This window comes from Pseudanabaena sp. lw0831 (assembly GCF_016584665.1).
Classification (GTDB): Bacteria; Cyanobacteriota; Cyanobacteriia; order Pseudanabaenales; family Pseudanabaenaceae; genus Pseudanabaena.
Genome location: NZ_BBJB01000114.1, coordinates 23970 through 50232 on the forward strand (window position 1 = coordinate 23970; position 26263 = coordinate 50232).

Consider the following 26263-nt stretch of genomic DNA (forward strand, 5'->3'; position numbering starts at 1 on the left):
GGCACTTCATGCCGTAATTCTTTTTATTACCAGCATTTCTCATTATCAAAATCGGTTGCATAATGAGAATTGCTGTTTTATTACACTTTAGCTCGCTCTTCAATGTCTTCTAGGGTTTGTAGAACTAGACGCTTGGCTTGGAGTTTCCAGCCCCATTTTTGCAAGGCGATCGCAGCCCCTGTACCAACAATTGTGGCAATAAAATCTAAGGGTTGCTCCATCGATATCCCTAAAAGTAACCCCAGTCCAGCGATACCCCAAAAAGGTAAAGAGACAGTCTGACGATTTTTTTCTACTATTTTGCTAATGTCGTCGGTTGGCATTGCTGCGACTAACTCAGATTTTGCTTGTTTTTGTTCGGCTTTGTTGAGAGATAGACCGATTTTTTGGCGAAGTTTTTCGATTTTGCGAGCATTGGTGCTGTATTGCACTAACTCATCTTCCGCCAACATGATTAAACGCTCTAACTTTGCCATTGATAAATATATCGAGATAATTAAATGAGATGTACTTCACAGAGTGTCTCAATCTAAGCATCATAGCGATCGCGATCGCAATTACCAAAAGGATAGAGGTCGGGCGATCACCACAAAAACATCAAAAAATATTTGACAAGATGCACCATTCTTGTTGTAGAATATAAGTCTTGAAAAAAGGGCGAGTGGCGGAATTGGTAGACGCATCAGACTCAAAATCTGACGACTTCGGTCATGAGAGTTCGATTCTCTCTTTGCCCATAAAATAAAAAAGAGTTCTCATTTTGTGAGAACTCTTTTTTATATGGAAATTTTTTGTAAGACTGAACTCGTGGAAACAATGTGGTGATCTAAGCCAAGTACTTTGGGTTCGATGCCGATCGCTAATCCTATCAATTGTGGTAAGTGCAAAATCGGGATGCCAAGTTTTTGCCCAATTACGCTTTCAACTTCAGGTTGGCGCGAATCGAGATTGAGATGACAAAGAGGGCATGGCGTGACAATACAATCTGCTCCTGCGGCGATCGCGGCGGTCAAATGTCGTCCTGCCATCGAGAAAGATTCTTTGGGCGCATAGCTGGAAATCGGCCAGCCGCAGCATTGCACGCGACCTTCGTAATAGACAGGAGTTGCACCAACAGTACGAAAGATATTTTCTAGAGATTCGGGCTTGAAGGGATCATCGAAGCGAGTAACTGTTTGCGATCGCAACAGGTAACAGCCATAGAAGGCAGCACATTTAAGATTAGCTAATGATCGAGTTACTTTAGTTGCGAGCTTTTCTAAACCATAGTCGCGGATTAGAACCCAGAGTAAATGCAAAACCTCGGTAGAACCTTGGAAATCATGTCCTTGTGTATTCAGGAGCGCATTTACTTCGTCTTTGCGAGTGGTGTCTGAGCTTTTGAGTTTATCGTTGACGCGACCGAGTACACCCTGACAGGTGCTACATTGCGTCATCACGGTGAGATTTAATTCTTCGGCAAGAGAAATATTACGGGCATTGATTACATCCTCCATCAGTTCGTCGGTTTCCTTGAATGTGCCAGAACCACAGCAGGTTGCCTTATGCAATTCAACGAGTTCAATTCCTAAGGCTTGTGCGATCGCGGTTGTTGATGCATGTAGCTCTTTGCAAGCACCTTTGGCAACGCATCCTGAATAATAAGCGTATTTCAATGCTTTAGTTTCTGTCATTTCTCTTGATCACAAAATCTTTCCCTTGTGCTTTCAATTATAGGTAAGTAGCTATGCACAATTAAACATAAAACCGCAAAAGATATAATGCCCGCTGCGCGGGCATTATATCTTTTGCGGTTTAAGGCGGCTCTTTGCGCCGCCTCTCTTTTTTATTAGTTAGGCAGTGACAAGCTCAGGACGCTTGCTGTTGCGAATACCTTTGATTGCTTCAGCATAGTCAGGAGCATTAAATACTGCCGAACCAGCCACGATCGCATTAGCACCAGCTTCCAAAACTTGCCAAGTGTTATTCGCCTTCAGACCACCATCAACTTCGATCCAAGGATCGAGTCCGCGATCGTCACACATTTGACGCAACTTGGCGATTTTAGGAATTACGTTAGGAATAAAGCTTTGACCACCAAAGCCAGGGTTCACACTCATGATCAAAACCAAATCGCAAAGATCGAGAACATACTCAATAAAGCTTAAGGGAGTCGAAGGATTGAGGGAAACGCCAGCAAGTTTACCGAGTTCCTTGATTTGGCAAAGATTGCGATGTAAGTGAGGGCAAGCGGTATGCTCTGCATGAACGGTGATGATATCTGCACCAGCCTTTGCAAAGTCAGCCACATATCTTTCTGGCTCAGTAATCATCAAATGCACATCTAAAATTTTGGTCGTCACAGGACGAATCGCGGAAACGATCAAGGGTCCAATCGTGATGTTTGGAACAAAGTGTCCATCCATAACATCAACGTGAATCCAATCTGCACCCGCCGCATCAACTGCACGAATGTCGTCACCTAAACGGCTAAAGTCAGCAGACAAGATTGAAGGGGAAATAACTGTGGACTTTTTAGGCATATGATTTACGGGGGCTTAGCTTTATAAAGATCTGAAAAACAGCAGATAAAAGTAGTTTTAACTACAGTCTTACCTTAATTATTAATTAAATTTAGCAGTTTTGATCAATTAAAACCCAAAAATGATGATTCGCCCGCGAAGCGGGCGAATCATCATTTTTGGGTTTTAATTTTTATTAAGCCAAGGTATTTGAAAACTGATGAACTGCAAATAGACTAATAGTATATGTCCCAAATCCAAGCAGAATACAAACTGGTAATGTTAACAACCAAGCTAGTAGCAAGTTTTTTAAAGTATCGCTCTGTACACCAGACCGATTGGCTACCATCGATCCAGCAATACCCGATGAAAGTATATGGGTGGTACTAACGGGCAATCCGAAATAATCGGCTGTAACGATTGTGGTCATGGTGATTAACTCCGCGATCGCACCTTGAGCATAGTTAAGAGGCTCTTTACCAATTTTTTCACCAACAGTAATGACAACGCGCTTCCATCCAATCATTGTTCCTGAGCCAAGCGCAAGCGCAATTGTAATCTTCACCCAAAAGGGAATGAATTTGGTAGTTTTATCTAATTGATTTCGATAGTCAATTAGTAAAGATTGCTGATCAAGATTAGCTAATTTTTGTTGATTTTCTAATTTAGTAATAGTATTAGCCACAAGGTAAATATCAGTTCTAATTTGATTGCGATCGCTCTCGGCTATATCCATAAAATCACTACTTATTGATAAAATCTTGCCTATTAACTGACTTTCAGAAGCGAGCGATCGCCAAATATTTTCATCTAATTGCCCTTGCGGTTTTAAGAAATTAGTAAGCTCACTTTGACTATTCGCAAACAATTGATTGTGAATCGAATTTCCACGGATCTGTGATTCTAAAACTGGAATAGCCGCTTGTGATGTAGCAACTAATTGCGCGATCGCTTGAGGACTAGTATGCATATTTAAAGAGAAAATACTTGGCAATAAAATCACTAAAACCAGCATCATTAAGCCCATTCCTTTCTGTCCATCATTAGAGCCATGGGCAAAGCTGACACCCGTACAGGTCAAAATTAACATTGCCCTAATCCCCAAAGATGGAGCTTCTTCTGTTGGCGCAGTATAGAGATTTTCTTGCTTAATCAGAAATTTGGCGATTATAAATAATATTGCGGCTCCACAAAATCCGATCAATGGTGAAATCAATAGAGAAATTAGCACTTCCTGCATTTTTATCCAATTTACGCCATCCCACCAATTATTTTCTGTGGATAAGACAGAATTAGCTAAACCTATTCCCAAAATTGAGCCAATTAAGGAGTGTGTACTCGATATGGGTAATCCCAAATACCAAGTTCCTAAATTCCAAATGATTGCCGAAGTTAATAAAGCCAAAACCATAATCAAACTTTGGCTTGATTCTTTGCTAACAAGTAACTCTACTGGTAATAAAGCCACGATCGAGAAAGCAACTACCCCACTTGAAGTGATCACGCCCAATAAATTGCAAATTCCTGACCAGACGACTGCATAAGTAGGTTTTAAAGAATTTGTATAAATAACTGTCGCTACAGCATTAGCCGTGTCGTGAAATCCATTCACAAACTCAAAGCCGATGACTAAGGCGATCGCGAAGCCTAAAAATAGATATTCCATTTTTTTACTATTTTTTTAATTCCTGAGCAAAGCTCAGGAATTAAAATCAATCTTCTTGTTTTTCTAGCGATCGCCACCAACGGCTGAGAGGAAAGTAAATTACAGGTGACCACAAGCTACTCAAAATTGCGGAACTAAGTGCAATCCGTTGTTGTAAAGTCCAAACATTATCCATGCCTGCTCCCATGACAGTCAGTTGCACCGCATGTATAGTCTCGACAATTACTGCCATTCCAAACACAATTAAAGCGATCGAAATAAAGTCCTCTTGCACATATCGCTGCTTTTGCAAAAGTGAGGTAAGCCCACCAGCGATCGCTAGACCCAAAGCATGAGTTGGCGCAATAATCATGCCTGAAAAAGTCATGCCGTCCTGTATAAATCCCAGCGCGATACCCACCATCACCGACAACAATACAGGACGATTGACACTCCAAGCCACTAGCCAAATTAGCAACCAGTTAGGGGCAATTCCCATCAAAGTCATGCCTGGGAATCTGGTATACATCGATAAAATGCAAATTAGCAGTGACCCAATGGTTACCGCCCAGTTTAAAAACTTTTTTGATAAAGGAACCTTGCGCTCAAGCATTATTTTTTTGAATGGGTTATCGCCTCTCTTAAAAAGGATATACCTCAACGTAATCGAGTAATCCCAGAGGGGTTGAAAACTCAACAACTGCCTCAGGTGCAGGTTGCTTATCGAGATTTATAGATTTAATCCTACCAACAGGTAGATTTTCAGGAAATAGGGTACTAAATTGCGAAGTACTAACAATATCTCCTACTTTTACATCTGGATCGCGCTCAAAAAATTCTAGAGTCGCTATATTTTGGCTTTGCCCTTTGAGCATTCCACTAATGCGGCTGCGACTAATAACAACACCAACTTGACTATTAGGATCACTGATTAGCAAAATTTGACTACTATTTGGTGATACATGGGTCACCCGTCCCACTAATCCGCCTGGTGCAATCACATATGCCCCAGACTTAATGCCATCATTACTCCCCTTGCCTATTAAAATTTGATTCCACCAAGAGTCAGCACCACGACCAATTACAGCCGCCCAAACGCCAGAACCATTAGAAGATACTTTTACCTTCAAAAGTTCTTTCATGCGCTGATTTTGTGACTCTAGCTCAGTTAGGCGATAGCGGAGTTCACGTACTTGAGCATCTTGCAATATTTCTTGCTTAGATACATTTGATTGGAAAGGGCGGCTCAGAAACTGATAAGTTTCCATAATTGCTACGCCCTGAGTTTGACGGATTAACCAAGCCAAACCAATCCCAGCCGTAACAACTACAGTCTGAAAGCGATAGCGCTCCCACCAACTACGGATTGAATCCATGAAAAATTTACCTATAAACTTTTCAAGCGGCTGGTGAGGACTCGACCCAGATTCTTATAATCTTCTAGGACGCGACCAGCACCGATTACCACACAGTCCAAGGGGGCTGGGGCGATGTGAGTGATAATTCCTGTTTCGTGACTAATCAAGGTGTCGATACCATTCAGCATTGCTCCACCACCAGCCAACATGATGCCACGATCGATAATATCGGCAGCTAGTTCGGGCGGTGTGCGCTCTAGGGTACGCTTTACAGCTTCAATGATCACTGAGAGTGGTTCACTCATGCTCTCACGAATTTCTGAAGATTTCACGGTGACCGTGCGAGGTAAGCCCGATAGTAGGTGTAAGCCTCTGACCTCCATCGAAGTCTCTTCTTTAATCGGATAAGCTGAACCAATTTTGATTTTGATTTCTTCTGAAGTCCGTTCCCCAACAACGAGGTTATGTACAGTCTTCATGTATTTCATGATTGCTTCGCTGAGCTCGTCACCTGCAACACGCACCGACTCACTCAATACTATCCCCTGTAAACTCATCACCGCAACTTCGGTAGTACCACCACCGATGTCAATGATCATGTTACCTGTGGCTTCAGTTACAGGTAATCCAGCCCCGATCGCCGCAGCGATCGGCTCATCAATTGGGTAAACTTCACTTGCTCCAGCGCGACGAGCTGCATCCATAACGGCACGCCATTCCACGCCTGTTACGCCACTGGGAATGCCGATCGCGATGCGAGGATTAAAAACGCCTTTTTTAACTTTCTGAATGAATGAACGTAGCATCAACTCAGCCGAGTCAAAGTCAGCAATCACTCCGTCTTTAAGGGGACGCACCGCAATGATGTCACCAGGGGTGCGACCGATCATTTTGTTAGCTTCATTTCCGACCGCATAGGCGGTCTTATCTCGTTGATCGATCGCTACAACTGATGGCTCTTGAAGCACAATACCTTCACCAGACACATAAATAAGTGTGTTGGCAGTACCGAGATCAATGCCGATGTCTTTCGTAAAATGGCGTAATAAACCCACAGTAAAACTCTTCCAGTGGTCAAACTAGCTATACATTCTTAACATTTTATTACGATTGTTGTCACTTAGTCTAGTCTTTTTGCCTACTCCGAAAGTCTTGTATTTCCAAACCAAAGTCAAAAGCATTGCAAAGCAATGCTTTTGACTTTGGTTTGGAGGGAGCATTTTGTTATGATAGTTAGGTCTGGCAAAACTTTGTAACAATTTAACGATTATCCAATGAGTGATTGGCTCGAACATACCGTCCAAACTGAAGTAGCTATTCCCGTGGAATATGCATGGTCGTTGTGGTCAGATTTACAGGCTATGCCCCGTTGGATGAAGTGGATTGACTCTGTGGTAGTCACTGCCGATCCTGAAATATCAGCATGGAAACTCGGCACAAACGGCTTAACTTTTACTTGGAAGTCACGTATTCTCAAACAAATTCCCAATCAAATTATTCAGTGGGAATCGATTGGTGGCTTGCCAAATCGTGGGGCTGTGAGGTTTTATGGTCGCCCTAATAATATGACGATTGTGAAGTTAAGCATTGCCTATGCGATTCCTGCGATCGGGCAAATTATGGATAATTTGTTTTTGGGGCAAGTTGTTGAGTCCACTTTGCAGGCTGATTTAGACAGATTCAGAATTTATGCCCAAGAAGATTTTGCTAAGACCAGTTAAATAAAAAAGAGCGCAAAGCGCTCTTTTTTATTTAACTGGTCTTGTATAGAAGCACTTTGCGCTTCTTTCAATATTTAAAAGATTGATCGCTGTCCTTCAGGACTGACCCCAATAATTGTGAGTTGGCAATCTAGGACTGAGAAGCCATACTTGTCAGCAACTTTTTTACTAATCGTGAGAATCTGATCGTTTTTGAATTCAATAACACGGTTAGTTTTGACGCAGACTAAATGGTGGTGATGGTGAGGCTTGGGTTGATTAATTTCATAATGTTTGTGATCTTCCGTGAGTTCTAACTCACGTAAAATCCCCATTCTTGCCATCATTTTCACAGTGCGATAAATTGTCGAAAGACTAATATTTTCACCTTGCGCTTTTAACCGTTCGTAAAGATCTTCTGCACTGAGATGTTCACCTTCAGGCAGGGTTTGAAATGTACTTAAGATCACCTCGCGCTGCGGTGTCATGCGACAACCCTTTGAATTTAGTTCAGCCTTGAGGGCCTCAGGTGAATAGGTAGGCTCCGCAGAAGTCATAGCATTATCAATAACGATAGCTTCTTGAGAATAACATAAATGTCATTAGCAGAGCATCAATTCGCATCAAACCCAATATTGTTGTCAGCGCCGTAGGCGCTGACAACAATATTGGGTTTGATGCGAATTAGAGTGGGCATTGCCCGTCCTACTCCTTTCTATGTTATGTTTAGCACCCTATCCTACTTAGAAGTTATTAGCCATGTCATCGTTGCCCCGTGCGATTATTCATCGTAAAAAAGTCGATGCGGTTCAGCGTTTCCATCCTTGGATTTTTTCGGGCGCGATCGCGAAAATGCAAGGGGAAGTCAGTGATGGTGACCTAGTAGAAGCCTATAGCGAAGATGGCAAGTTTTTAGCGATCGGCTTGTGGGGAATGGGTAGCATTGCGATTAAGGTGTTATCGTTTCAGCCTGTTGAGTCGATGCAGCAGTTGCTTCGCGATCGCCTACAGCAAGCATTTACTTTAAGAAAGCAACTAGGATTAATCGATAATCCAGAGACAAATTGCTATCGATTGATTAATTCTGAAGGGGATGGTTTAGCAGGGTTAATTATTGATGTTTATGGTGGCACGGCGGTTTTGCAATGTCATTCATTGGGAACCTATCGCTATCGTCAGGATATTGCGGAGATATTGAAAGAAATTTATGGCGATCGCTTACTTGCCGTTTACGACAAAAGCTCGGCGACGCTTTCACGCAAATCACAAACGCAGTCTCAAGATGGTTTATTGATCGGCGAGAAATCTGCTGATAGTGCCGAGGTTCTGGAATATGGACATCGTTTTATTGTTGATTGGGAAAGAGGTCAAAAAACTGGATTTTTCTTGGATCAACGTGAAAATCGACGCTTGTTTGGCAAGTATGCCACAGGTAAAAAAGTTTTAAATACTTTTTGCTATTCGGGCGGATTTTCGGTGTATGCAATGGCGGCGGGTGCGCGAGAAGTGCATTCGATCGATAGCTCTGTGAAGGCGATGGAATGGACAGATCGGAATATTGCTGCGAATTTTGATGCTGAGCGTCAGGCGACCCATACGTCTTTCGCAGGCGATGTATTTGATTTTCTGAAGCAATGCGATCAGGATTACGATGCGATCGTGCTTGATCCTCCTGCTTTTGCTAAAAGCTTGTCGGCGCGACATGCCGCGATGCAAGCCTATAAACGATTGAATTTACAGGCATTTTCTAAATTAAAAAGCGGTGGTTTATTGTTTACATTCTCCTGTTCGCAGGTGGTGAATGTAGAGAATTTTACAGGGGCGGTGACGGCGGCGGCGATCGAGTCAGGTCGAACGATTCAAGTTTTACATCATCTAACGCATCCTGCGGATCATCCTACGAGTATTTTTCATCCAGAAGGCGCGTATCTTAAGGGCTTAGTTTTGAGCGTTAACTAAGCAGCCATAATTTTCTCAACAGTAAGATTTAATTCTGGAAAGGTTGGCGAAACTAGGCGAACGCCGTTTTGAAACCTTGTCATTTGGTACTTACCTTCTGTATCTAAGGTAAATATGAAAACAGATGGGATCTTAGGATCGCCTAGATAGTCGCGAGAACCGATCGCTAAATAATCAACAATCCAATACTCAGGAATCCCTAAACGTTCGTATTCTGCGAGTTTATCAATGTAATCATCTTCCCAATTGGTAGACACCACCTCAACAGCAATCTGAATTGGTTCGCGAATACCTCGATGATTTTGGCGATCGCTCCGCCAAACATCTCGATTAATTACACTTACATCTGGATGTCTGCCCTGTTCTTTACCTTTTTTATTTATGGTTAACACCGCAGCAACATCATTGACTACATAGTTTAACTGAAGTCGCTTGACCTCATCCTTGATTGCATCCATGATTAATCCCGCAACATCGTAGTGAATTCTGGTTGCTAAAATTTTTACCATTTTGCCATCCACAAGTTCATAGCGACCATCTTCAGGACATTGCTCCAAAAATTTATCAAAACTTAGATCTAGTTTTTGTTCTAGTTCTGAGCCAGATTTTGGTTGAGTGAGTGTAATCATAGATTTCCTCAAAATGCGTAGTCTAAATTATATCAAACCCCTATCAAAGACTCCCTAGTACAATTAAAGCCGCAAAGTGCGAAGCAACGCACTTTGCGGCTTTAAGGAATTACACTAAAATAATTGAACCCAAAAACATGGCGGTGGGCTACGCCCACCGCCATGTTTTTGGGTTTTATATGGATCATTTTTTCCTTGGAGTTCCCTTAATTGTACAAATGTCAGAAAATGTCGGAAAACTTCTAGAGAAAATTGCTTTTATGTCGCTACAATGTGTGCACCTTTTTGGTGAGGATGTAGGGATATGTATAGAAAGCGTCAGAAAATGTCCGTTGCAAGTCTAGGAGCAACAATCTTAGCGGCAGTTGTGGGAGCGATCGTCGTGCCGATGCCAACTCAGGCCCAACAAGCAACCGTCAACCCCGCAAATCGTTCAGTTCGAGATGAAGCCGATCGCTTGCTCGATCTTGGCTATGGTCAACTCAAGGATGGCAAACATCGCGAAGCAATTAAGACTTGGCTCTATGCGATCGGTTATTACCGCCGCGTCAATGATCAATCTGCGATTTCCTACACTTTGGCGCGGGTGAGTGATGCCTATGAAATGATGGGGGCGGCTAATGCGGCTCAAGACACGACTCGTCAAAGAATCCGTTATGCTAATACCCTGAAGGATAATGGCGCTAAGTTAGAAAGCTCAAATAACTTAGTAAGTTTTGAGATTGCCCAAAACAAACTGGAATCAGCCGCGCAACTCAACAAAGAAACCCTTGATCTGGCTATTCAAAATGATCAAGGACTGAATACGGCGATCGCCTTGAATAACAAAGGGCTAATTGCAGGGCGCTATGGCGATCATATGGCGGCAATCAAGCTTTATTACGCATCGATCAAACAATATCCCATCCGTGAAGCGATCGGTGAAGGCTATGTCTACGTTAATAGCGGTGACAGCTTAATGGCGTTGGATAATTACAAAGCGGCGATCACAGACTATGGCATGGCTCTGACGATCGCTCGCCAATATCGCAATTATCCACTGATGGCAGTAGCAAGTGATCGCCTGATTGCCGCTTATCTCGAAGTCCCTAACTTTTATCGGATCGAGGAATTATTGCAAAATCGATCTAGCTTGGCTTTGGTAATGGGCGATCGCGAAACAGCCGCGATCGTGCAACGATATTTGGGTGATTTGTACTTATCTTTTGGAAATCTGCCAAAATCACGCGCTGCTTACCAAGAGTCCTATGATTTTGCTGCTATGCTAGAAGATACTTCTAGCTTGCAACTGCGAGAAGCTTATTACAAATTGCAGACACTAGAAAGATTGTAAGTTTTGCGAGGTGGTGCATTGCATCACCTCGGATTGAATATAAAAGCGCTTTTTATTTTAAAATTTAGTAAAAACTTTAAATTTGCCATGCCAGCGATCGTCGTTCCGCGTCGGTTAGATGTAGCTGTGACCGATCATGCTCTCAATGATCTAGCTACAAAAGCGTCTGTATCCACTGCGCCCACTCAACATATTCTCCCCAATGGGATCAAGATTATTGCCGAACAGGTTCCCGTTGATGCGGTCAACCTTAGTATTTGGGTTGATGTTGGCTCTGCTGTTGAGAGCGATGACATTAACGGTATGGCGCATTTCCTAGAACACATGGTTTTTAAAGGTAGCGAGCGCCTTGGTTTAGGAGAATTTGAACAGGCGATCGAGTCTCATGGTGGTAATACCAATGCGGCAACTAGTCAGGACTATACACATTTTTATATCAATGTTGCTCCCAAGGACTTTGCCAAGCTTGCGCCTTTGCAATTAGATATCGTGCTGAAGGCAAGTATTCCCGATGAAGAGTTTCAGCGTGAACGGCATGTGGTGTTAGAAGAAATTCGTCGCAGTGAAGATAATCCCGATCGCCGTATTTATCGGCATATTTCCGAGTTGGTCTATGATCGGTTACCCTATCGTCGTGCGGTTCTTGGTCCCGTAGATGTGATTGAAAACGTCACTTCTGAGCAAATGCGATCGTTTCATCGCCAATGGTATGCGCCACAAAATATGACGATCGCTGTGGTTGGCAATTTACCTGTCAGCGAGATGATCGGTGTGATTGCGGATTATTTTGAGCCGCAAAATGAAGAGAAGGCGATCGCCGATAAGCCTACACCAAAATCCTTTACACCAGAAAAGCCTTTTGAGTCTATTGTGCGGCGGGAAGTGACCGATCCTAGTCTTAAGCAAGCGCGACTGAGCATGAGTTGGCGCGTCTCCAGTTTGCGGGACTTATCGGAAACCTATCCCTTGAGTATTTTGGCGAATGTTCTCGGCAGTGGGCGTACTTCGCGGATGGTGCAGGATTTGCGAGAAAATCGACGCATTGTCGATCGCATTTCAGTGAGTAATTCGGCGATGCGTTGGCAAGGTACATTCCAAGTATTTGCCAAGTTGAACGTAGAAGATGTGGCGATCGTCGAGCAAGCAATTCGTGAACATATCCTCAAATTGCATGAAACGCCTGTCACTGATGAGGAACTAGCCAAAATTCGTACTCAAGTCAGCAATCGTTTTATCTTTGGCAATGAATCACCGAAAGAACGCGCAGGAATTTATGGCTATTACGATCGCATTGTTGGTTCGCTAGAGCCAGCTTTAAACTATCCCGATCTCATGAAATCCATCACCAAAGAGGACATCCAAGCCGCTGTTCGCAAGTACCTCAATCCTGATGCTTACGGAATTTTGATTGTCAAACCCTAAATAGTAGTCGCTTTATTGAAATGCCACTCAAAATAACAATTTAGGAGATTTTTTCTCTGGAATTGTTATTCTGAGTGAGAATATAAATTATACTCAACTCAAATTTTAAATTGACTGATTAAAAAATGCTAATTCAATTCACCATACAAAACTTTTTGTCCTTCAGAGATGAAGTGACTTTTAGTATGGTGGCAGTTAATAACGATAATCAGCATAGTGATCACCTTGCTCCAAATGAAGCAGGAGAAGGTCGTTCTGTATTGCCAGTTGCAGCTATTTATGGAGCTAATGCCGCAGGTAAGTCAAATCTCATTAAAGCTATGAGTTTTGTGAAAACTTTAGTTGTCAAAGGCACTCGAACAAATCAATCTATTTCCTTATCTACATTTAAGTTGGGTAATTATGATAAAGAAGCTAGTAAATTCGAGTTTATCTTTACTCATCAAGGTTCTCAATACTCCTATGGATTTAGATTAAATAAAGAACAAATTATTGAAGAATGGCTTCACGGTATTCCCAAAGGCAAAAAAAAAGAGGTAATGTATTTTGAAAGAGTTACGTCTACTTCTTCAAAAAAAGAAACAATCGTTGAGTTCGGTACAATACTTAAGGGAAGAAGTCCAACTAAAGGTAAAGATTCAAACCGACATCTTAATTTAAAATTTATCGCCACAGGGACAAGACCAAATCAACTTTTTTTAACAGAAGCGATTGATCGCAGGATTGAGATTTTGATGCCAGTTTTTAACTGGTTTAAAAACGTACTCATGGTTGTATCTGCTGAATCAAATTTTAGAAATTTAGAGGTTGGAGTGGCGGTAGATGATTCCTTTACAGATTTTCTGAGCAAGTTTCTTACTTTTGCAGGAACAGGTATTGAAGCAATATCAACGGATATGGTTGAATTAGATTTCGATAATCATTTTCCCACCATGCCCAAAGGCTTTAGGGATAGTATTCTTGAAGAGCTAGAAGAAAATTCAGTCACAACAGTTGGGAATTCTCAAGGTGGGCGTTTTCTGTTGTTTAAAGACAAGAACGGTCAAGTTAATTTAACTCAACTGAAAACTAGTCATCGTCATGAAAATGGCGATTTGATTGATTTTTCTATGGATGAAGAATCAGAAGGTACACAACGCCTAATTAATTTGATTCCATCTCTTTATATTTTAGGAAAGGATGCAGAAAAAGTTGTATTTATTGATGAATTGGATAGACGATTGCACCCTCTTTTGTCAAGACGCTTTGTAGAATCTGCAATAAATTGTAGATCTAAGGGAAATCAACTTATTTTTACAACGCATGATACCAATTTGTTGGATTTAGACCTATTGAGACGTGATGAGATATGGTTTGTTGAAAAAAATAAAAATGGTATATCTGATTGCTACTCGTTAGCCGAATTTAAGATTAGGCCCGATCTTAAGATTGAAAAAGGTTACTTGAATGCTCGTTTTGGAGCTATTCCTTTTTTTGGAAACCCAAAAGACTTGGGGTGGTTTGAATGTGAAGATTCTCTATCTAGCAAGGCAAATCAATAAGAGAAATGAGAAAGATAAACCGCACTAAGCTTTTAGATCGTAAACATGATCGCAGAAGTGCAAAACTATTTGTCATAGCGACTGAAGGTAAAGATACTGAAAAACAATATTTTGAAATGTTCGGTAATCGCAAGGTGAAGGTGGAAATATTAGCTACTGGAGATGATGATAAATCTGCCCCCGAATATGTCCTAGAGCGTCTGGATAAATTCAAGGATTTATATGGCTTTAGTGAAGATGATGAGTTATGGCTGGTGCTTGATGTAGATCGCTGGGTAAAAAAGGATCAATTAATTTCCGTCTGCCCTCAAGCTAGGCAAAAAGGATATCAATTAGCTATTAGTAATCCATGCTTTGAAATTTGGCTATGCTTACACTTTGGAGATTTATTCCCTGAAGATAGGACTTGCAGACATTTTGAAATAAGACTTAGAAATATTTTAGGAAGTTACAATAAGAGTAATTTGGATGTCTTTGCATACAAACCCAATGTCAAAGATGCGATTGAGAGATCGCGAAGTCTTGACTTAAAACTAAATGAATACTGGACTTCACAATTAGGTACTCGTGTTTACAAATTGGTTGAGAGTATCTTGCAAAGCCTCAATGATTAGTTACAGAACGGTTAGAACCCTTGCAATGTAGGAGCGCTAGTCTTATTTAGTAAAGCGATCGCCAATATGCCAAAATTAGAACACCTAAAGATATTGATTTAGCCATGCAGCAGTTACTTTACATCGAAATCCCTACACCTCAAGTTGAAGCCGTCAAAACATGGCTCCAGTCTGAGTACCAGCCGCCTTTCGGTAAAAAATCTGTTGCTAAGCATGGCTTTATTCTCGATCGCCAAAATCGCTCAGGTGCGATCGCGCAATTATCAGTATTTCTCTGGACATTGCAACGTACCACTTACTTAAAAGTGTTTCGCTGGTCGGATGAGGTGATGGATGGCGAAAAAGATTTTCTCGATCATTTGACTAAGGCTGCTCGGCAAGCATTTCCTTACGAATTTAAACAGCCGCCAGCGATCGCAGCTAATCAATCGATTTTTGAAGCATTAGCCGCAGAATATCCGCTGACGGTCAAATTCTTTCAGCGTATTCCCAATGGAGAATATGACCTCAATCGCGTCTATTGGTGGGAGAAACGCTGGCGTGAAAGTGTGAAATCACCTGAAACCCCGAAGAACGTGATCTTTACAGAAGCAAATTCTCCAAAGCAAGATTTGCAATACGATATTGTTTATTTGGGAGGGGCATTGGGGGCAATCCATGCCGCAATGCTGGCGAAATTGGGATATCGAGTTTGTCTAGTGGAACGGATTCCCTTTGGACGCATGAATCGTGAATGGAATATTTCCCGTACCGAATTTCAAAATCTGATTAACTTTGGGCTATTCACTAAAGAAGAATTTGAAAGCATGATCACGGCTGAGTATGTCGATGGATTTAATAAATTTTTTGATAGTAACAATCCACCGCATCTCAAAGCTAAAGTTTTACATACGCCAACAGTGCTGAATATTGCGATCGATACTAATAGTTTATTAGAGATCTGTAGCAAGAAATTACATCAGTATGGAGCAGTGATTTGCGATCGCACTGAGTTCCAAAAAGTAGTTATCAGCGATAGTGGCGCAACTATTTTTGCGAAAAATCTAGAAACGAGTGCAGAAGTAATTCTTAATTCTCGGTTAGTAATTGACGCGATGGGATCGGCTTCAGCGATCGCTCAACAGCTTAATGCTGGACAAGCCTTTGATAGCGTCTGTCCCACTGTGGGTGCAGTTCTCGAAGGTATTGATAAGCATGTATGGGATTCCCAATATGGCGATGTTCTCTTTAGTCATGGCGATATCTCACGGGGACGACAGTTAATTTGGGAACTCTTTCCTGCGGAAAAGGATGAACTCACGATTTATCTATTCCATTATCATCAAGTGCATCCTGAGAATGCAGGATCATTGCTAGAGATGTATGAGGATTTCTTCACAATTCTGCCTGAATATCGACGTTGTGATATGGAAAAATTGGTGTGGAAGAAGGCAACTTTCGGTTATATCACAGGACATTACAGCCTCAATGAGGATTCTAAAAAATGTGCCTTCGATCGGATTTTAGCGATCGGTGATGCGGCCTCATTGCAATCGCCACTTGTATTTACTGGTTTTGGTTCTCTTGTCCGCAACTTGCCTCGTTTGGCAACTTTATTAGATACTGCGCTAAAGCATGATTTACTCAATGCGGACGATCTCAATCAAATCAATGCCTATCAGAGTAATATTGCCGTCACATGGTTATTCTCTAAGGGGATGATGGTTCCGACGGGAATGCATTTGCCGCCTGAGCGGGTTAACTCGATGCTGAATACTTTCTTTGGGTTACTAGCTGATGAGCCACAACCAGTTAGCGATCGCTTTATTAAAGATCGCCTCAATTGGTTGATGTTTAACCGTCTCGCGCTCATTGCCGCGTTTAAAAATCCGAAACTGATTCTCTGGATTTTGCAAATGGCTGGTACGAAAGATTTATTGAAATGGCTGTCTAGTTATGGAGCCTTTACCCGCAGTTCCCTAGCCAATGCTTTATTAGGTGGATGGCTGCCTCAGCTCATGCGAAGTTGTCAGACTTGGCTAGAACCGAAGAATCCTCGTTTGTGGCTACGCTTATTAAGTTGGAGTTATGCGCTCAATTACTCTGTTGGTAAGCCAGTAGATTAAAATCAAACATAAAGAGGCGGTGCTTTGAGCCGCCTCTCATGTTTTGGGTTGTTTTTTCAAAGATTGCAATAATGCTTAGCTTTTAAGAGAAACATTTATGTCATAGTTTTTTAATTACGTGAGGTAAGCAACTATGAGCGGTCGCATCTTAGGGACAACTAAAATTATAGGGGTGATGGGTTTTCCTGTTAGTCATAGTCTTTCACCTGTGATGCATAACGCCGCGATCGCAGCAATGGGAATGGACTATGTGTATGTATCATTGCCGATCCCTGTGGAGCAGTTACCTACAGCGATCGCAGGTTTAAAAGCAATTCAATCAGTCCAAGGCTTTAACCTAACTATCCCCCATAAAGTTGATGTGATGCCTTTGCTTGATGAAGTCTTGCCGATCGCTAAAGCTGTTGGTGCTGTCAATACTGTTAAGCGGGTTGGAGATCGCTGGGTTGGAACAAATACCGATGTGGCAGGCTTTTTAAATCCACTCAAGCAACTTAACTGTGATTGGGAAAATATGCCCGCCTTGATCCTTGGCAGTGGTGGTGCGGCAAAGGCAGTAGTTGCAGCTTGCTTAGAGTTGGGCTGTTCTGTAATTCATGTTGTGGGACGAGATCCCAAAAAGATGAAAAAATTTCACGGGGCAATGACTATCCAACTGCATGATTACAATCTGCGGGTACATCCTTGGACATCAATACCACATTTGCTTGAAGTTGCAGGAATTGTAATTAATGCTACGCCGATCGGGATGGCAAGCGATCCAAATACACCTATTTCTGAAGCGGAAATGAATTTATTGCCCGATCATGCGATCGCCTATGACCTGATTTATACGCCACGCCCCACTAAGTTTTTGCAAATCGCCGCAGCCAGAGGGCTGAAAGCGATCGATGGTTTGGAGATGTTAATTAATCAGGGCGCGATCGGGCTGGAGTTTTGGTTAGATCAACCCGTTCCGATTGAGATCATGCGCCAAGCATTGCTTCAGCATTTGGCATAATCCTAAAACACAAAACTGCGTAGCCGTTTTGTGTTTTAACGCATGTATCAGTTGAACAAGGATCATTCCGATCTTTCAATAGGATATTTAAAGAGGGTTTGGTCTCCAAGCCCAAGTCTCTGCACCACGCAACATCAGTTTTAAAACCATTAGTCGCTTTCTACATTAGCTTGCATGACAGTCAAGTAAGCATCTAACTCCTCGGTATTCACAAATACTTCAGAAAGCGGCACGGCTTTAACAATATCAAATACTTTTTTCACTTGAGGCGTAAGATTAGTAAAAAACACCTTGCCTTCCTTTGATTTCATCGTTTTTCTTGCCTTGGCAAAGACTCTTAATCCTGCACTGGAGACAAAGCTCAAGTTCTGGAGATCGAAAATGATCGTCTGGATATCTTGATTCAGGTTGGACTGAAGAGATTTCTCCAAATCAGAAGCAGTCAATGTATCAAGCTGTCCGTCCAAACTTAAGCACAAGGTGTCAGGATTAGAATTGTCAGTGAGGATCTGCAGAGCCATAAATTTTATCTTGAAATCAAGGTAGTTGTAGTTTAATACCAATTTTCAAAAGTATCGTCACACTTTTAAAAGTTGCCTCTGCCCAGTTTTTACATAATTTAATATTCTTGGGCTATGCAAAAATCTGGTTTGGCAGTTGTAGTTTTACAAGTCACCTCCATAGGTGGCAAGAACCTTGAAAACCGCATTATTACGTTGACCTCTGGAGGTCGCTCTCTCCATAAGGGTTTCGGCTTTTATAGTTGTAGTCTTATTACGAATTTAGCAAGCTTATTGACTATGTAAAAGACCTATGGAGATCGACCCTATTGAAAGCTTCACTTGGCAAGGCTCAAAAATGTGAAGCCTTTCACGCCTAACACCCCGCAAGGGGACGAAAACAGTCCGCAGCTGCAAGCAGCCGAAGCCGAAGCCGCTTTCACGCCTAACACCCCGCAAGGGGACGGAAACCTTTATTATCTTTGATTCGATTAGTTGGTTTTTTCTCAGCTTTCACGCCTAACACCCCGCAAGGGGACGGAAACGGGAGAGAAAGGTCGAAGAATGAAGATCGAAGAGGGAAGGAAAGGCGAAAAAATAAAGAAATTTTATGTTTCTGCAATCATATACAATTAAACTCTTAATTTTCATTCTTCGATCTTCATTCTTCCGCCTTCTTTCAATTCCTTCTTCGATCTTCCGACTTTAAATCCCCCCTCTTCCGACTTCTTTCATTCCCCTGCATATGGATGTAAAACTACGGCTTTGAGAATGCGATCGCCTTTCCAAAGTGGTAAGGAGAGCCATAATTTACCTTCATTAATCCATTGTTGGCGCAGGGCAGCACTACTAAGGTTCGGATCGTTAGATTTGAGGCAAATAATATTTAAAGTTGGTTCGCATACCAGTTCTAATTCGGTCGAATCATCAACCCATTGACGCAGATGATCGGATAGATCGAGCGATCGCTCAACTAGATAACGACAACCCGAAATTCCCAATGCTTTCAGTGCCATCCATAATTTGAGACTATCAGTCCGTCTTGTGCCCTGCAAATTGAGATTCCCAAAGTTCAGCGTTCGATCATCCATATAAGGAAGCTCTCCATCAAAGCCATCAACCAGATGTTGCTTATTTTTAACAATCAACATCGCACAGGTTCGCGCCACCCATAGCCACTTTTGCGGATTAAACGTCATGGAGTCAGCGAGTTCGCAACCTTGAAATAGGGGTTGCAGTTTTGGGGTGAAAATACCTGCTCCACCATAGGCTGCATCAATATGAAACCAACAATCATAACGTTTAGCAATTTCTCCCACTGACTGAATCGGATCAATTGCCCCTGTTACCGTTGTGCCTGCGATCGCTGCCACAAAAAAAGGTTGTTTTCCTTCTTGAATAGATTTTTGAATAGCAGCTTCTAATTCTTCTAAAATAATTTCGCCGCGATAGTTAGTTGGCACTCGCACTAAGTTCTCTTTGCCAATGCCGATCACATTCATTGCCTTCTCAAAGGAAGTATGCGCGGCATCAGAGACAAAAGCCACTAAGTTATTAGAATTACCCAAAGATTTGCTCTGTGGTAGTTTCCAGTTTCGCGCTAATAATAGTCCCGAAATATTGGCAAGGCTACCACCAGCAGTAAGTGTGCCAAAACAATCAGTTCCCATTCCAAAAAGATTGCCAAACCATTGCATCAATTGTGCTTCCATTTCCGTAAACACGGGAGCAAGTTCATAACTCAGCATGTTGTTGTTAATTGCTGAAACTAGAGCATCTGCCCAGATTGTAATCGCAGTAGGAACGCTGTCCATATGACCCATATAGCGAGGATTCTGGAAGTTAACAGTACGTGGCAAAATCTGCGATTGCACTTCTGACAACAATTCTGAAAGCTCTTGCCCTTGATCGGGAATAAGAATATCAAAAGCAGATTCATCTTTTACAAATGGCTGATTTTGAGTGTCCAAAACTGAATCCACGATCAGATCGACGAAGGCATATCCCAACTTACGGATGTCTTCGAGATTAGAGCGATCGGGATTAAGAAAGTGTGAATCAAGGGAGAATTTTCTTGAAGAATCGGGCATTGTCGCTTTTTTAATAAATAATATCCAATAAAAATCAGAAATTCAAAAACTGTGGCTCACGCGCAGCGTGCGACACAGTTTTTGGGAATTCTAATTTTTAGCTATTGATGTAAGGAATGCGTGGAATTGAAGCAATTAAAGCCTTAGTATATTCATGTCGAGGATTGGTCAACACTTCTGCGGTACTGTCCTGCTCTACAATTTTACCGCTACGCATCACAGCAATGCGATCGCAGAAAAACTGGGCAACAGCGAGATCGTGGGTAATGAAGATATAAGTTAGCTTAAATTCTTGTTTGAGATCGCGCATTAACTGCAAAACTTGGCTCTGAATCGATGCATCAAGCATACTGACTGGCTCATCACAGATAACTAATTTAGGGTTAGTAATCAAAGCACGGGCGATCGCCACTCGTTGCAATTGACCACCCGACAAATCCGAAGGATAACGTTCGGCTAATTGCGAATTTAGTCCCACTTTTTCGAGAATTGCATATACTTTTTCGCGGGCTGATTCCAGATCGGGGGCGAGTTTGTGAATCAGTAAAGGATCGGCGACGCTGCGAAATACGGTCATATAGGGACTAAAGCAAGCACGGGGATCTTGGAAAATCATCTGCATCTGCGATCGCATTTGGCGAAGTTGTTCACCTTTGAGTCTAGTTAGTTCTACGCTATTAAACCGCACTGAACCGCGATCGGGTTTAATCAATTGCAGAATTGCACGTCCCGTTGTGCTTTTGCCAGAACCACTTTCGCCAATAATACCAAAAGTTTCTCCTGAGATGATTTCTAAGTCAACGCCATCAACTGCCCTGACTAACCCAATCGAAGGATCAACCAATCGCGTCAGCAGATTTCCGCCAGTGACATAATGTTTTTTGAGATGATTAACATAGAGAATTACTCTGGGTGCTGATTTTGGAGGAACCAGAGTTTTCTCAATTACCTTAACTTCTTCCCGATCTAGGTTCTCTTCTACAGGATTCTCTGAGACATGTTCGGGGATATCCCCTAGAACTTCCCGATCTTGAACTTCAGAAATATCTTGTCTAGAAGATAATACCTCAGGATGAAAATGGAGAACAGAAGCCAGTAAGCTTTGGGTATAGGGATGTTGCGGGGAACGGAAAATTTGTTCGACGGCTCCAGTCTCCACGATCGCACCGTTATACATGACGGCAATGCGATCGCAATATTCGGCAACCATACCAAGATCGTGGGTGACTAGCAGTAAGCCCATAGAACGGGTTTTGCGAAGTTCGGTTAGTTCCTTGAGAATATCGGTGGCAACAGTGACATCCAGACTAGTAGTTGGCTCATCCGCAATCAATAAAACAGGATTAAGTAGTAGCGAAAGCGCGATCGCTACCCTCTGACGCATCCCACCACTAAATTCATGGGGATATTGCTTAGCTCGTGATGGATCGATACGAACGGCTTTAAGCGCATCTTTTAGCCGTTGTTGAGCGGATTGGGCTGAGAGCTTAAGATAATGAGATGCTAATACTTCTAAACCATGTGCCTCGATGCTCATCAATGGATCGAGCCTTGTCATCGGATCTTGAAATATTAATCCAACCTTTTCGCCGCGCCATGAGCCATCTTTTTTCTCTGCGATCGCTTCGCCATCGACACAGATTGTCCCTTCAATATTCGCATATTTGGGTAGTAGCTTAATTAGCGATCGCCCAATCGTTGATTTGCCACAGCCGCTTTCGCCGATTAAACCTAGCGCTTCACCTGCTTGTAAATGGAAAGTAACGCGATCGACCGCAGGCTCTGCATCGCCATAACGAACAGTCAAGTTTTCGACTTCAAGCAGCATGTTTTTTAAGGACTGAGTATCTAAGCATCTCAAGCTAAAATATCATGCTTCAAGACACTTACAGTGCTTTGCGCTGACAGGGCAACCAAGATTTTTGTTAAAAGTGTTGTAAAGCAAGACTTTTAACAAAAATCTTCTGATCTGCTGAGTCAAAAAAATAACAGAGAGTTACGGCGCAAAGTACCGCCTCTCTCTGTTTCCACTAAATTGGTAAAAGCTATACATTCTAGATATCGAGATAACGATGAATTGCAGTAAGGTCTAGATGTGTTTCTAGCAAGTCTGCCATATCGTTATAAAGCTTTTGTTGATGATCTTGCCAAGAGATAGTGGCTGACTGATGTTCAGGAATATTTGCCAATCTGGTTAAAGCTTGGCGCACAGCAGCCGATTCAAATAGACCGTGTAAATAACTGCCCCATACCCGATCGTATTGCATTCCTTCATCACGAAACTCGCGATCGCATTGCACTTGCAGTAAAGGTTGGATTTGCGAAGATGCACTTGCCTCAGTTAATTTGGTAACTCCCATATGAATTTCATAGGTCATCCATTTATCGATAGATTGCGAACTTTGCCAGATCGCATGTACCTGACGCACCTGTTTGGTTGCCATAAATTCGGTGCTAATTGGTAATAGTCCCAAGCCTGCCACTTCCCCTGAGGAACCAGCAACACCTTCGCGATCGCATAGATATTTTCCCAACATCTGGTAGCCACCACAGATACCAACGATCGGAACGCCGCGATGATGTGCAGCCAGAATTGCATTTCCTAATCCTGAAGTTCTTAACCATTGCAGATCACTGAGAGTATTTTTGCTGCCAGGGAGAATAATGATCTTTGCATTGTCTAAATCCGCAATGGTTTTCGCCCAAACGGTCTCTATGCCTAAATCTAATTGCCAAGGCTGACTATCTTGAGAATTAGATAAATATGGAAATCTAATCCATGCGATCTTTGCGCCCTGACCTTTCGCTTCTGCTTCGCTACATAAACTGTCTTCACTCTCAGGTTGTAGATCTGCGGCATAGGGAAGAACTCCTAAATAAGGAAGATGTGGCATATGCTCGCGAAAGTGTTTTTCCGCATCACTAAACAATCGTAAATCACCACGAAATTTGTTGACAATAAAGCCTAATCCCAAATCCCTTGCAGTTTCAGGTAGAAGCTGATGCGTACCTATTATCTGAGCAAACACCCCTCCCTTCTCAATATCCCCAACCAGAATCCAACGTCCTTGCAGGTGGACGATCGGGCGTAAATTTACGAGATCGCGATGCATGAGATTTAGTTCTACAGGGCTGCCAGCACCTTCTAACAGCAAAACATCACAGCGATCGCGCCAATATTCGAGAGAGTCACGCACAGTCTCCCAGAGAGTCTCAATATGTCGATAATAATCAATTGCCGCGATATGTTGACGGGCTTCTCCTAATAAGACCAATTGCGAAGTTCCATTTCCTGATGGCTTTAAAAGAATTGGATTCATCTCTACTATGGGACGCATCCCACAGGCGATTGCTTGTACTGCTTGCGCTCGACCTATTTCTCCGCCTTCAAAGGTCACATAGGAATTATTCGACATATTTTGCGCTTTAAATGGAGCAACTTTTACTCCATTGCGTCTCAGCCAAGCCCCTAATGCAGTAACCATCCAGCTTTTGCCAGCATTGGATGAAGTTCCTAAAACAGATATGGCTTTCATGATGTCAATACAATAAGTTAGGATAGGCGACACTTCGGGCAACCTATCCTAACTTATCATCGAATTCTTGTGCTAGAGCTATCTCCTAACTTTCTGATTTTAATCTTCGCAGCAGGTCTCGATCGCCTAATTGGCGATCCTGTCAATTGGCTGCATCCAGTGCAGGTCATGGGATGGATGATCTCACAGTTTACTAATTTGGTACTGATCAAAGATCCTGTTTCTAGCCCTCGTATTCCTCGCTTTTCACCACTAATCATGAAAATGTTAGGGCTGATTTTAGGAACTAGCATGATTTTAGGAAGTGGAATCGGCGCTTGGTTAATCGCGATCGCTTCAGCAAAAGTCCATCCTATTTTCGCGATCGCTGTTTCCAGTATTTTATTAGCCGCCTGTTTTGCGGGACGAAGTCTCCGCAATGCTGCTGAATCCGTGCTAACTGTGTTACAAACTGGCAATATCGAAAATGCTCGCCAAGAACTAAGTCGCTATGTGGGGAGGGACACGGAAAATTTGACAGAATTAGAAATTTTACGGGCTGTTTTGGAAACCGTGACCGAAAATGCGATCGATGCTGTTACCTCGCCATTGTTTTATGCCTTGATTGGTTCACTATTGTTTGATTATGGAGGTGTTGCCCTAGCGATCGCCTACAAAGCAGCTAGCACCCTCGACTCAATGGTCGGCTATCGCGAATCACCCTATACCGATCTTGGCTGGTTTAGCGCCAAGACCGATGATGTGCTGACTTGGTTGCCCTGTCGCTTAACGGTGATAACTCTAGCTTTAATGTCGGGGAAACCCATTTATGTTTGGCAGATTTGCGATCGCGATGCCAAGCAAGACCCTAGCCCCAATTCAGGATGGAGTGAATGTGTCTATGCGGCAATTTTGCAAGTACAGGTAGGCGGCGAAAATCGCTATCGTGGTCTTATCAAACAGAAACCTTTATTGGGAGATGCGATTGAAGCGATCGCAGCACCTAAAATTTCACAAGCTCTCAAACTAACGCGCATTTGTTTTTTAATTTGGCTTAGCCTCGTCATAGTCATAGCCAATAAATAGTAAAAAGGGATGCTGAGCATCCCTTTTTACTATTTACTAATTTGGCGACATTCATCACCAGATATTGATTTAGTACTGCCATCGGGTAAAACCTTAACGCAGGCAATATCTGTCTTTGGAGCAAAGAAAGTATAGGCTATAACGCCTGAAAGTAATATCAAAGAAGCAGGAATTAGCACGTTTAAAGATAGCCATTTTGGGCGTAATTTCTTCTTGATACTTGCTAGCTTTTTCTGAACTGCCAAAATATGGGGATGCTTATCTTCGAGCGATCGCTTATAAATTTTGATCGCCTGTTCATAAAGATTTTTGACCTCTTGATAGCGCTTTTGAGAATAGTACATGGCAGCTAAATCTACTAAACTAGCCGCAATTTCTGGATGCTCTACACCTAACACCTTTCTTTTGATTTCTAAAGCTTGTGAAAACAATGATTCTGCTTTTGTATATAAAGCCTGAGAATTATAAATTGCTGATAAGTCGAGCATTGCTGAGACGGCATCAGGATGATCTTCCCCCAGAGTCTGCTTACGAATGGCGATCGCTTGTAGAAATAGTTTTTCGGTTTTATCAAATTGGTTTTGCAAATAACTGATAGCTGCTAAATCTATTAAGCAATTAGCAACAAGAGGATGTGATTCTCCATATAAATTTTGATTTACAATTAAAATTTGCTCAAGAGAGCTTTCAGCTTCAGTATATTTACCAGACTTGCGATCTTTTTGGGCTATCTCTTGTAAACATTCAAGAAAAATAGAAACTTTGCCTTGAGCATAGGGTGGCTCAGGTTCAATTCGATAAATAGCAAGAGTATTGCTACTAAAAACAATTTCATCTCCATGCATTAAAATCCATGAATCGCGCATTTCTCCGTTAATCAACAACCCATTTGTGCTTTTCCCTTTTTCAGGAGTGCCATCACTAAGACGAAATAATTGTAGTAGAGGAGCAGGTACAGAAATTCCTATTAAAGTTGCGTGTTCACGTGACACTGACTGCGATCGCAAAACGATCTCGTTTTCTGGAGATCGCCCAAGTACATAGCTCTTACTAGATAGCAAGATCCGTTGCTGTCCTTCAGGATCTTTCAAAATCAGATAATGCTCGAATTGACTGCCTTCAACTACGGTCGCATCTTGTGGAGTAATGGATCTTGGATTCATAGTTAAGAGGGGCGATTGCTAATTACGAAGAGCGCAATAAGTAGCTAGGCACAATTAAACATAAAATCCCAAAACCTGTACCGCCCGCGCAGCGGGCGGTAC

At 42.3% G+C, this 26263-nt stretch carries 23 protein-coding genes, 1 tRNA gene and 1 CRISPR repeat array; of the genes, 10 read left to right on the forward strand and 14 right to left on the reverse strand.

All coding sequences use genetic code 11. The annotated features are described in order from the left end of the window. Positions 1-80: 80 nt before the first annotated feature. Complete coding sequence (locus APA_RS23280) at positions 81-476, reverse strand: hypothetical protein (RefSeq protein WP_103669244.1); 396 nt, start codon at positions 474-476, stop codon at positions 81-83. A 179-nt stretch (positions 477-655) separates the two neighbouring features. On the opposite strand from APA_RS23280, the gene APA_RS23285 reads away from it, so the two are divergent. Beyond that, positions 656-737, forward strand: a tRNA-Leu gene (locus APA_RS23285). Between the two features lie 39 nt (positions 738-776). On the opposite strand, the gene APA_RS23290 is transcribed toward APA_RS23285, so the two are convergent. The 6 genes from APA_RS23290 to APA_RS23315 form a co-directional block, all read right to left on the reverse strand. Further along, a complete protein-coding gene (locus APA_RS23290) occupies positions 777-1673 on the reverse strand; it encodes a CoB--CoM heterodisulfide reductase iron-sulfur subunit B family protein (RefSeq protein ID WP_201324608.1) in 897 nt (298 codons plus the stop codon). Positions 1674-1832: 159 nt separating this feature from the next. Then, positions 1833-2522, reverse strand: a complete 690-nt coding sequence (gene rpe, locus APA_RS23295) for a ribulose-phosphate 3-epimerase (protein ID WP_201324609.1) — start codon at positions 2520-2522, stop codon at positions 1833-1835. Positions 2523-2697: 175 nt separating this feature from the next. Beyond that, entirely contained in the window at positions 2698-4167 is a 1470-nt protein-coding gene (locus APA_RS23300) for an inorganic phosphate transporter (RefSeq protein WP_201324610.1), read from the reverse strand. Positions 4168-4213: 46 nt separating this feature from the next. Continuing rightward, complete coding sequence (gene mreD, locus APA_RS23305; protein ID WP_201324611.1) at positions 4214-4759, reverse strand: rod shape-determining protein MreD; 546 nt, start codon at positions 4757-4759, stop codon at positions 4214-4216. A 28-nt stretch (positions 4760-4787) separates the two neighbouring features. Then, positions 4788-5522, reverse strand: coding sequence for a rod shape-determining protein MreC (gene mreC / locus APA_RS23310; protein WP_201324612.1), 735 nt, complete (start codon positions 5520-5522; stop codon positions 4788-4790). 11 nt (positions 5523-5533) lie between these two features. Next, positions 5534-6559: a rod shape-determining protein gene (locus APA_RS23315; RefSeq protein ID WP_094534891.1), complete on the reverse strand. Its 1026-nt coding sequence runs from the start codon at positions 6557-6559 to the stop codon at positions 5534-5536. Positions 6560-6778: 219 nt separating this feature from the next. Between APA_RS23315 and APA_RS23320 the strand changes: the two genes are divergently transcribed. After that, complete coding sequence (locus APA_RS23320; protein ID WP_201324613.1) at positions 6779-7225, forward strand: SRPBCC family protein; 447 nt, start codon at positions 6779-6781, stop codon at positions 7223-7225. Positions 7226-7299: 74 nt separating this feature from the next. Here the strand turns inward: APA_RS23320 and APA_RS23325 are convergent, their stop codons facing one another. Then, positions 7300-7761 carry a Fur family transcriptional regulator gene (locus APA_RS23325; protein ID WP_103669249.1) on the reverse strand — a complete coding sequence of 154 codons (462 nt, stop codon included), beginning with the start codon at positions 7759-7761 and terminating at the stop codon, positions 7300-7302. A gap of 202 nt (positions 7762-7963) precedes the next feature. Between APA_RS23325 and APA_RS23330 the strand changes: the two genes are divergently transcribed. Further along, complete coding sequence (locus APA_RS23330; protein WP_201324614.1) at positions 7964-9163, forward strand: class I SAM-dependent rRNA methyltransferase; 1200 nt, start codon at positions 7964-7966, stop codon at positions 9161-9163. On the opposite strand, the gene APA_RS23335 is transcribed toward APA_RS23330, so the two are convergent. Then, positions 9160-9792: a Uma2 family endonuclease gene (locus APA_RS23335; protein WP_201324615.1), complete on the reverse strand. Its 633-nt coding sequence runs from the start codon at positions 9790-9792 to the stop codon at positions 9160-9162. The genes APA_RS23330 and APA_RS23335 overlap by 4 nt on opposite strands. Before the next feature lie 325 nt (positions 9793-10117). Between APA_RS23335 and APA_RS23340 the strand changes: the two genes are divergently transcribed. From APA_RS23340 to APA_RS23365, 6 genes are all read left to right on the forward strand, one after another. Continuing rightward, positions 10118-11125: a hypothetical protein gene (locus APA_RS23340; protein ID WP_201324616.1), complete on the forward strand. Its 1008-nt coding sequence runs from the start codon at positions 10118-10120 to the stop codon at positions 11123-11125. Between the two features lie 87 nt (positions 11126-11212). After that, on the forward strand, positions 11213-12547 hold the full coding sequence (locus tag APA_RS23345) for a pitrilysin family protein (protein WP_201324617.1): 1335 nt from the start codon (positions 11213-11215) through the stop codon (positions 12545-12547). A gap of 125 nt (positions 12548-12672) precedes the next feature. Then, positions 12673-14088, forward strand: coding sequence for an ATP/GTP-binding protein (locus APA_RS23350; protein WP_201324618.1), 1416 nt, complete (start codon positions 12673-12675; stop codon positions 14086-14088). A gap of 5 nt (positions 14089-14093) precedes the next feature. Next, positions 14094-14702, forward strand: a complete 609-nt coding sequence (locus tag APA_RS23355) for an RloB family protein (RefSeq protein WP_201324619.1) — start codon at positions 14094-14096, stop codon at positions 14700-14702. A gap of 104 nt (positions 14703-14806) precedes the next feature. Continuing rightward, the gene (locus APA_RS23360; protein ID WP_201324620.1) at positions 14807-16807 is read left to right on the forward strand and encodes a flavin-dependent dehydrogenase; all 2001 of its coding nucleotides are present in this window, start codon (positions 14807-14809) and stop codon (positions 16805-16807) included. Positions 16808-16940: 133 nt separating this feature from the next. Then, positions 16941-17807, forward strand: coding sequence for a shikimate dehydrogenase (locus APA_RS23365; RefSeq protein WP_201324621.1), 867 nt, complete (start codon positions 16941-16943; stop codon positions 17805-17807). A 149-nt stretch (positions 17808-17956) separates the two neighbouring features. Here the strand turns inward: APA_RS23365 and APA_RS23370 are convergent, their stop codons facing one another. The 4 genes from APA_RS23370 to APA_RS23385 all read right to left on the reverse strand — a co-directional run bounded on the left by APA_RS23370 (position 17957) and on the right by APA_RS23385 (position 23933). Beyond that, positions 17957-18328: an STAS domain-containing protein gene (locus tag APA_RS23370; RefSeq protein ID WP_201324622.1), complete on the reverse strand. Its 372-nt coding sequence runs from the start codon at positions 18326-18328 to the stop codon at positions 17957-17959. A gap of 346 nt (positions 18329-18674) precedes the next feature. Continuing rightward, positions 18675-18852: direct repeats of the CRISPR family, unit length 30 nt; unit sequence CTTTCACGCCTAACACCCCGCAAGGGGACG. A gap of 186 nt (positions 18853-19038) precedes the next feature. Beyond that, entirely contained in the window at positions 19039-20397 is a 1359-nt protein-coding gene (locus tag APA_RS23375; RefSeq protein ID WP_201324623.1) for an aminotransferase class V-fold PLP-dependent enzyme, read from the reverse strand. Between the two features lie 97 nt (positions 20398-20494). Next, a complete protein-coding gene (locus APA_RS23380) occupies positions 20495-22225 on the reverse strand; it encodes an ABC transporter ATP-binding protein (RefSeq protein WP_201324624.1) in 1731 nt (576 codons plus the stop codon). A gap of 226 nt (positions 22226-22451) precedes the next feature. After that, positions 22452-23933, reverse strand: coding sequence for a cobyric acid synthase (locus APA_RS23385; RefSeq protein ID WP_201324625.1), 1482 nt, complete (start codon positions 23931-23933; stop codon positions 22452-22454). A gap of 69 nt (positions 23934-24002) precedes the next feature. Between APA_RS23385 and cbiB the strand changes: the two genes are divergently transcribed. After that, positions 24003-24998, forward strand: a complete 996-nt coding sequence (gene cbiB / locus APA_RS23390) for an adenosylcobinamide-phosphate synthase CbiB (RefSeq protein WP_236580005.1) — start codon at positions 24003-24005, stop codon at positions 24996-24998. Between the two features lie 29 nt (positions 24999-25027). Here cbiB and APA_RS23395 read toward each other — a convergent pair whose 3' ends face one another. Then, positions 25028-26161 (reverse strand): tetratricopeptide repeat protein, encoded by a 1134-nt coding sequence (locus tag APA_RS23395; protein WP_201324626.1) that lies wholly within the window; start codon positions 26159-26161, stop codon positions 25028-25030. Positions 26162-26263 lie beyond the last annotated feature (102 nt).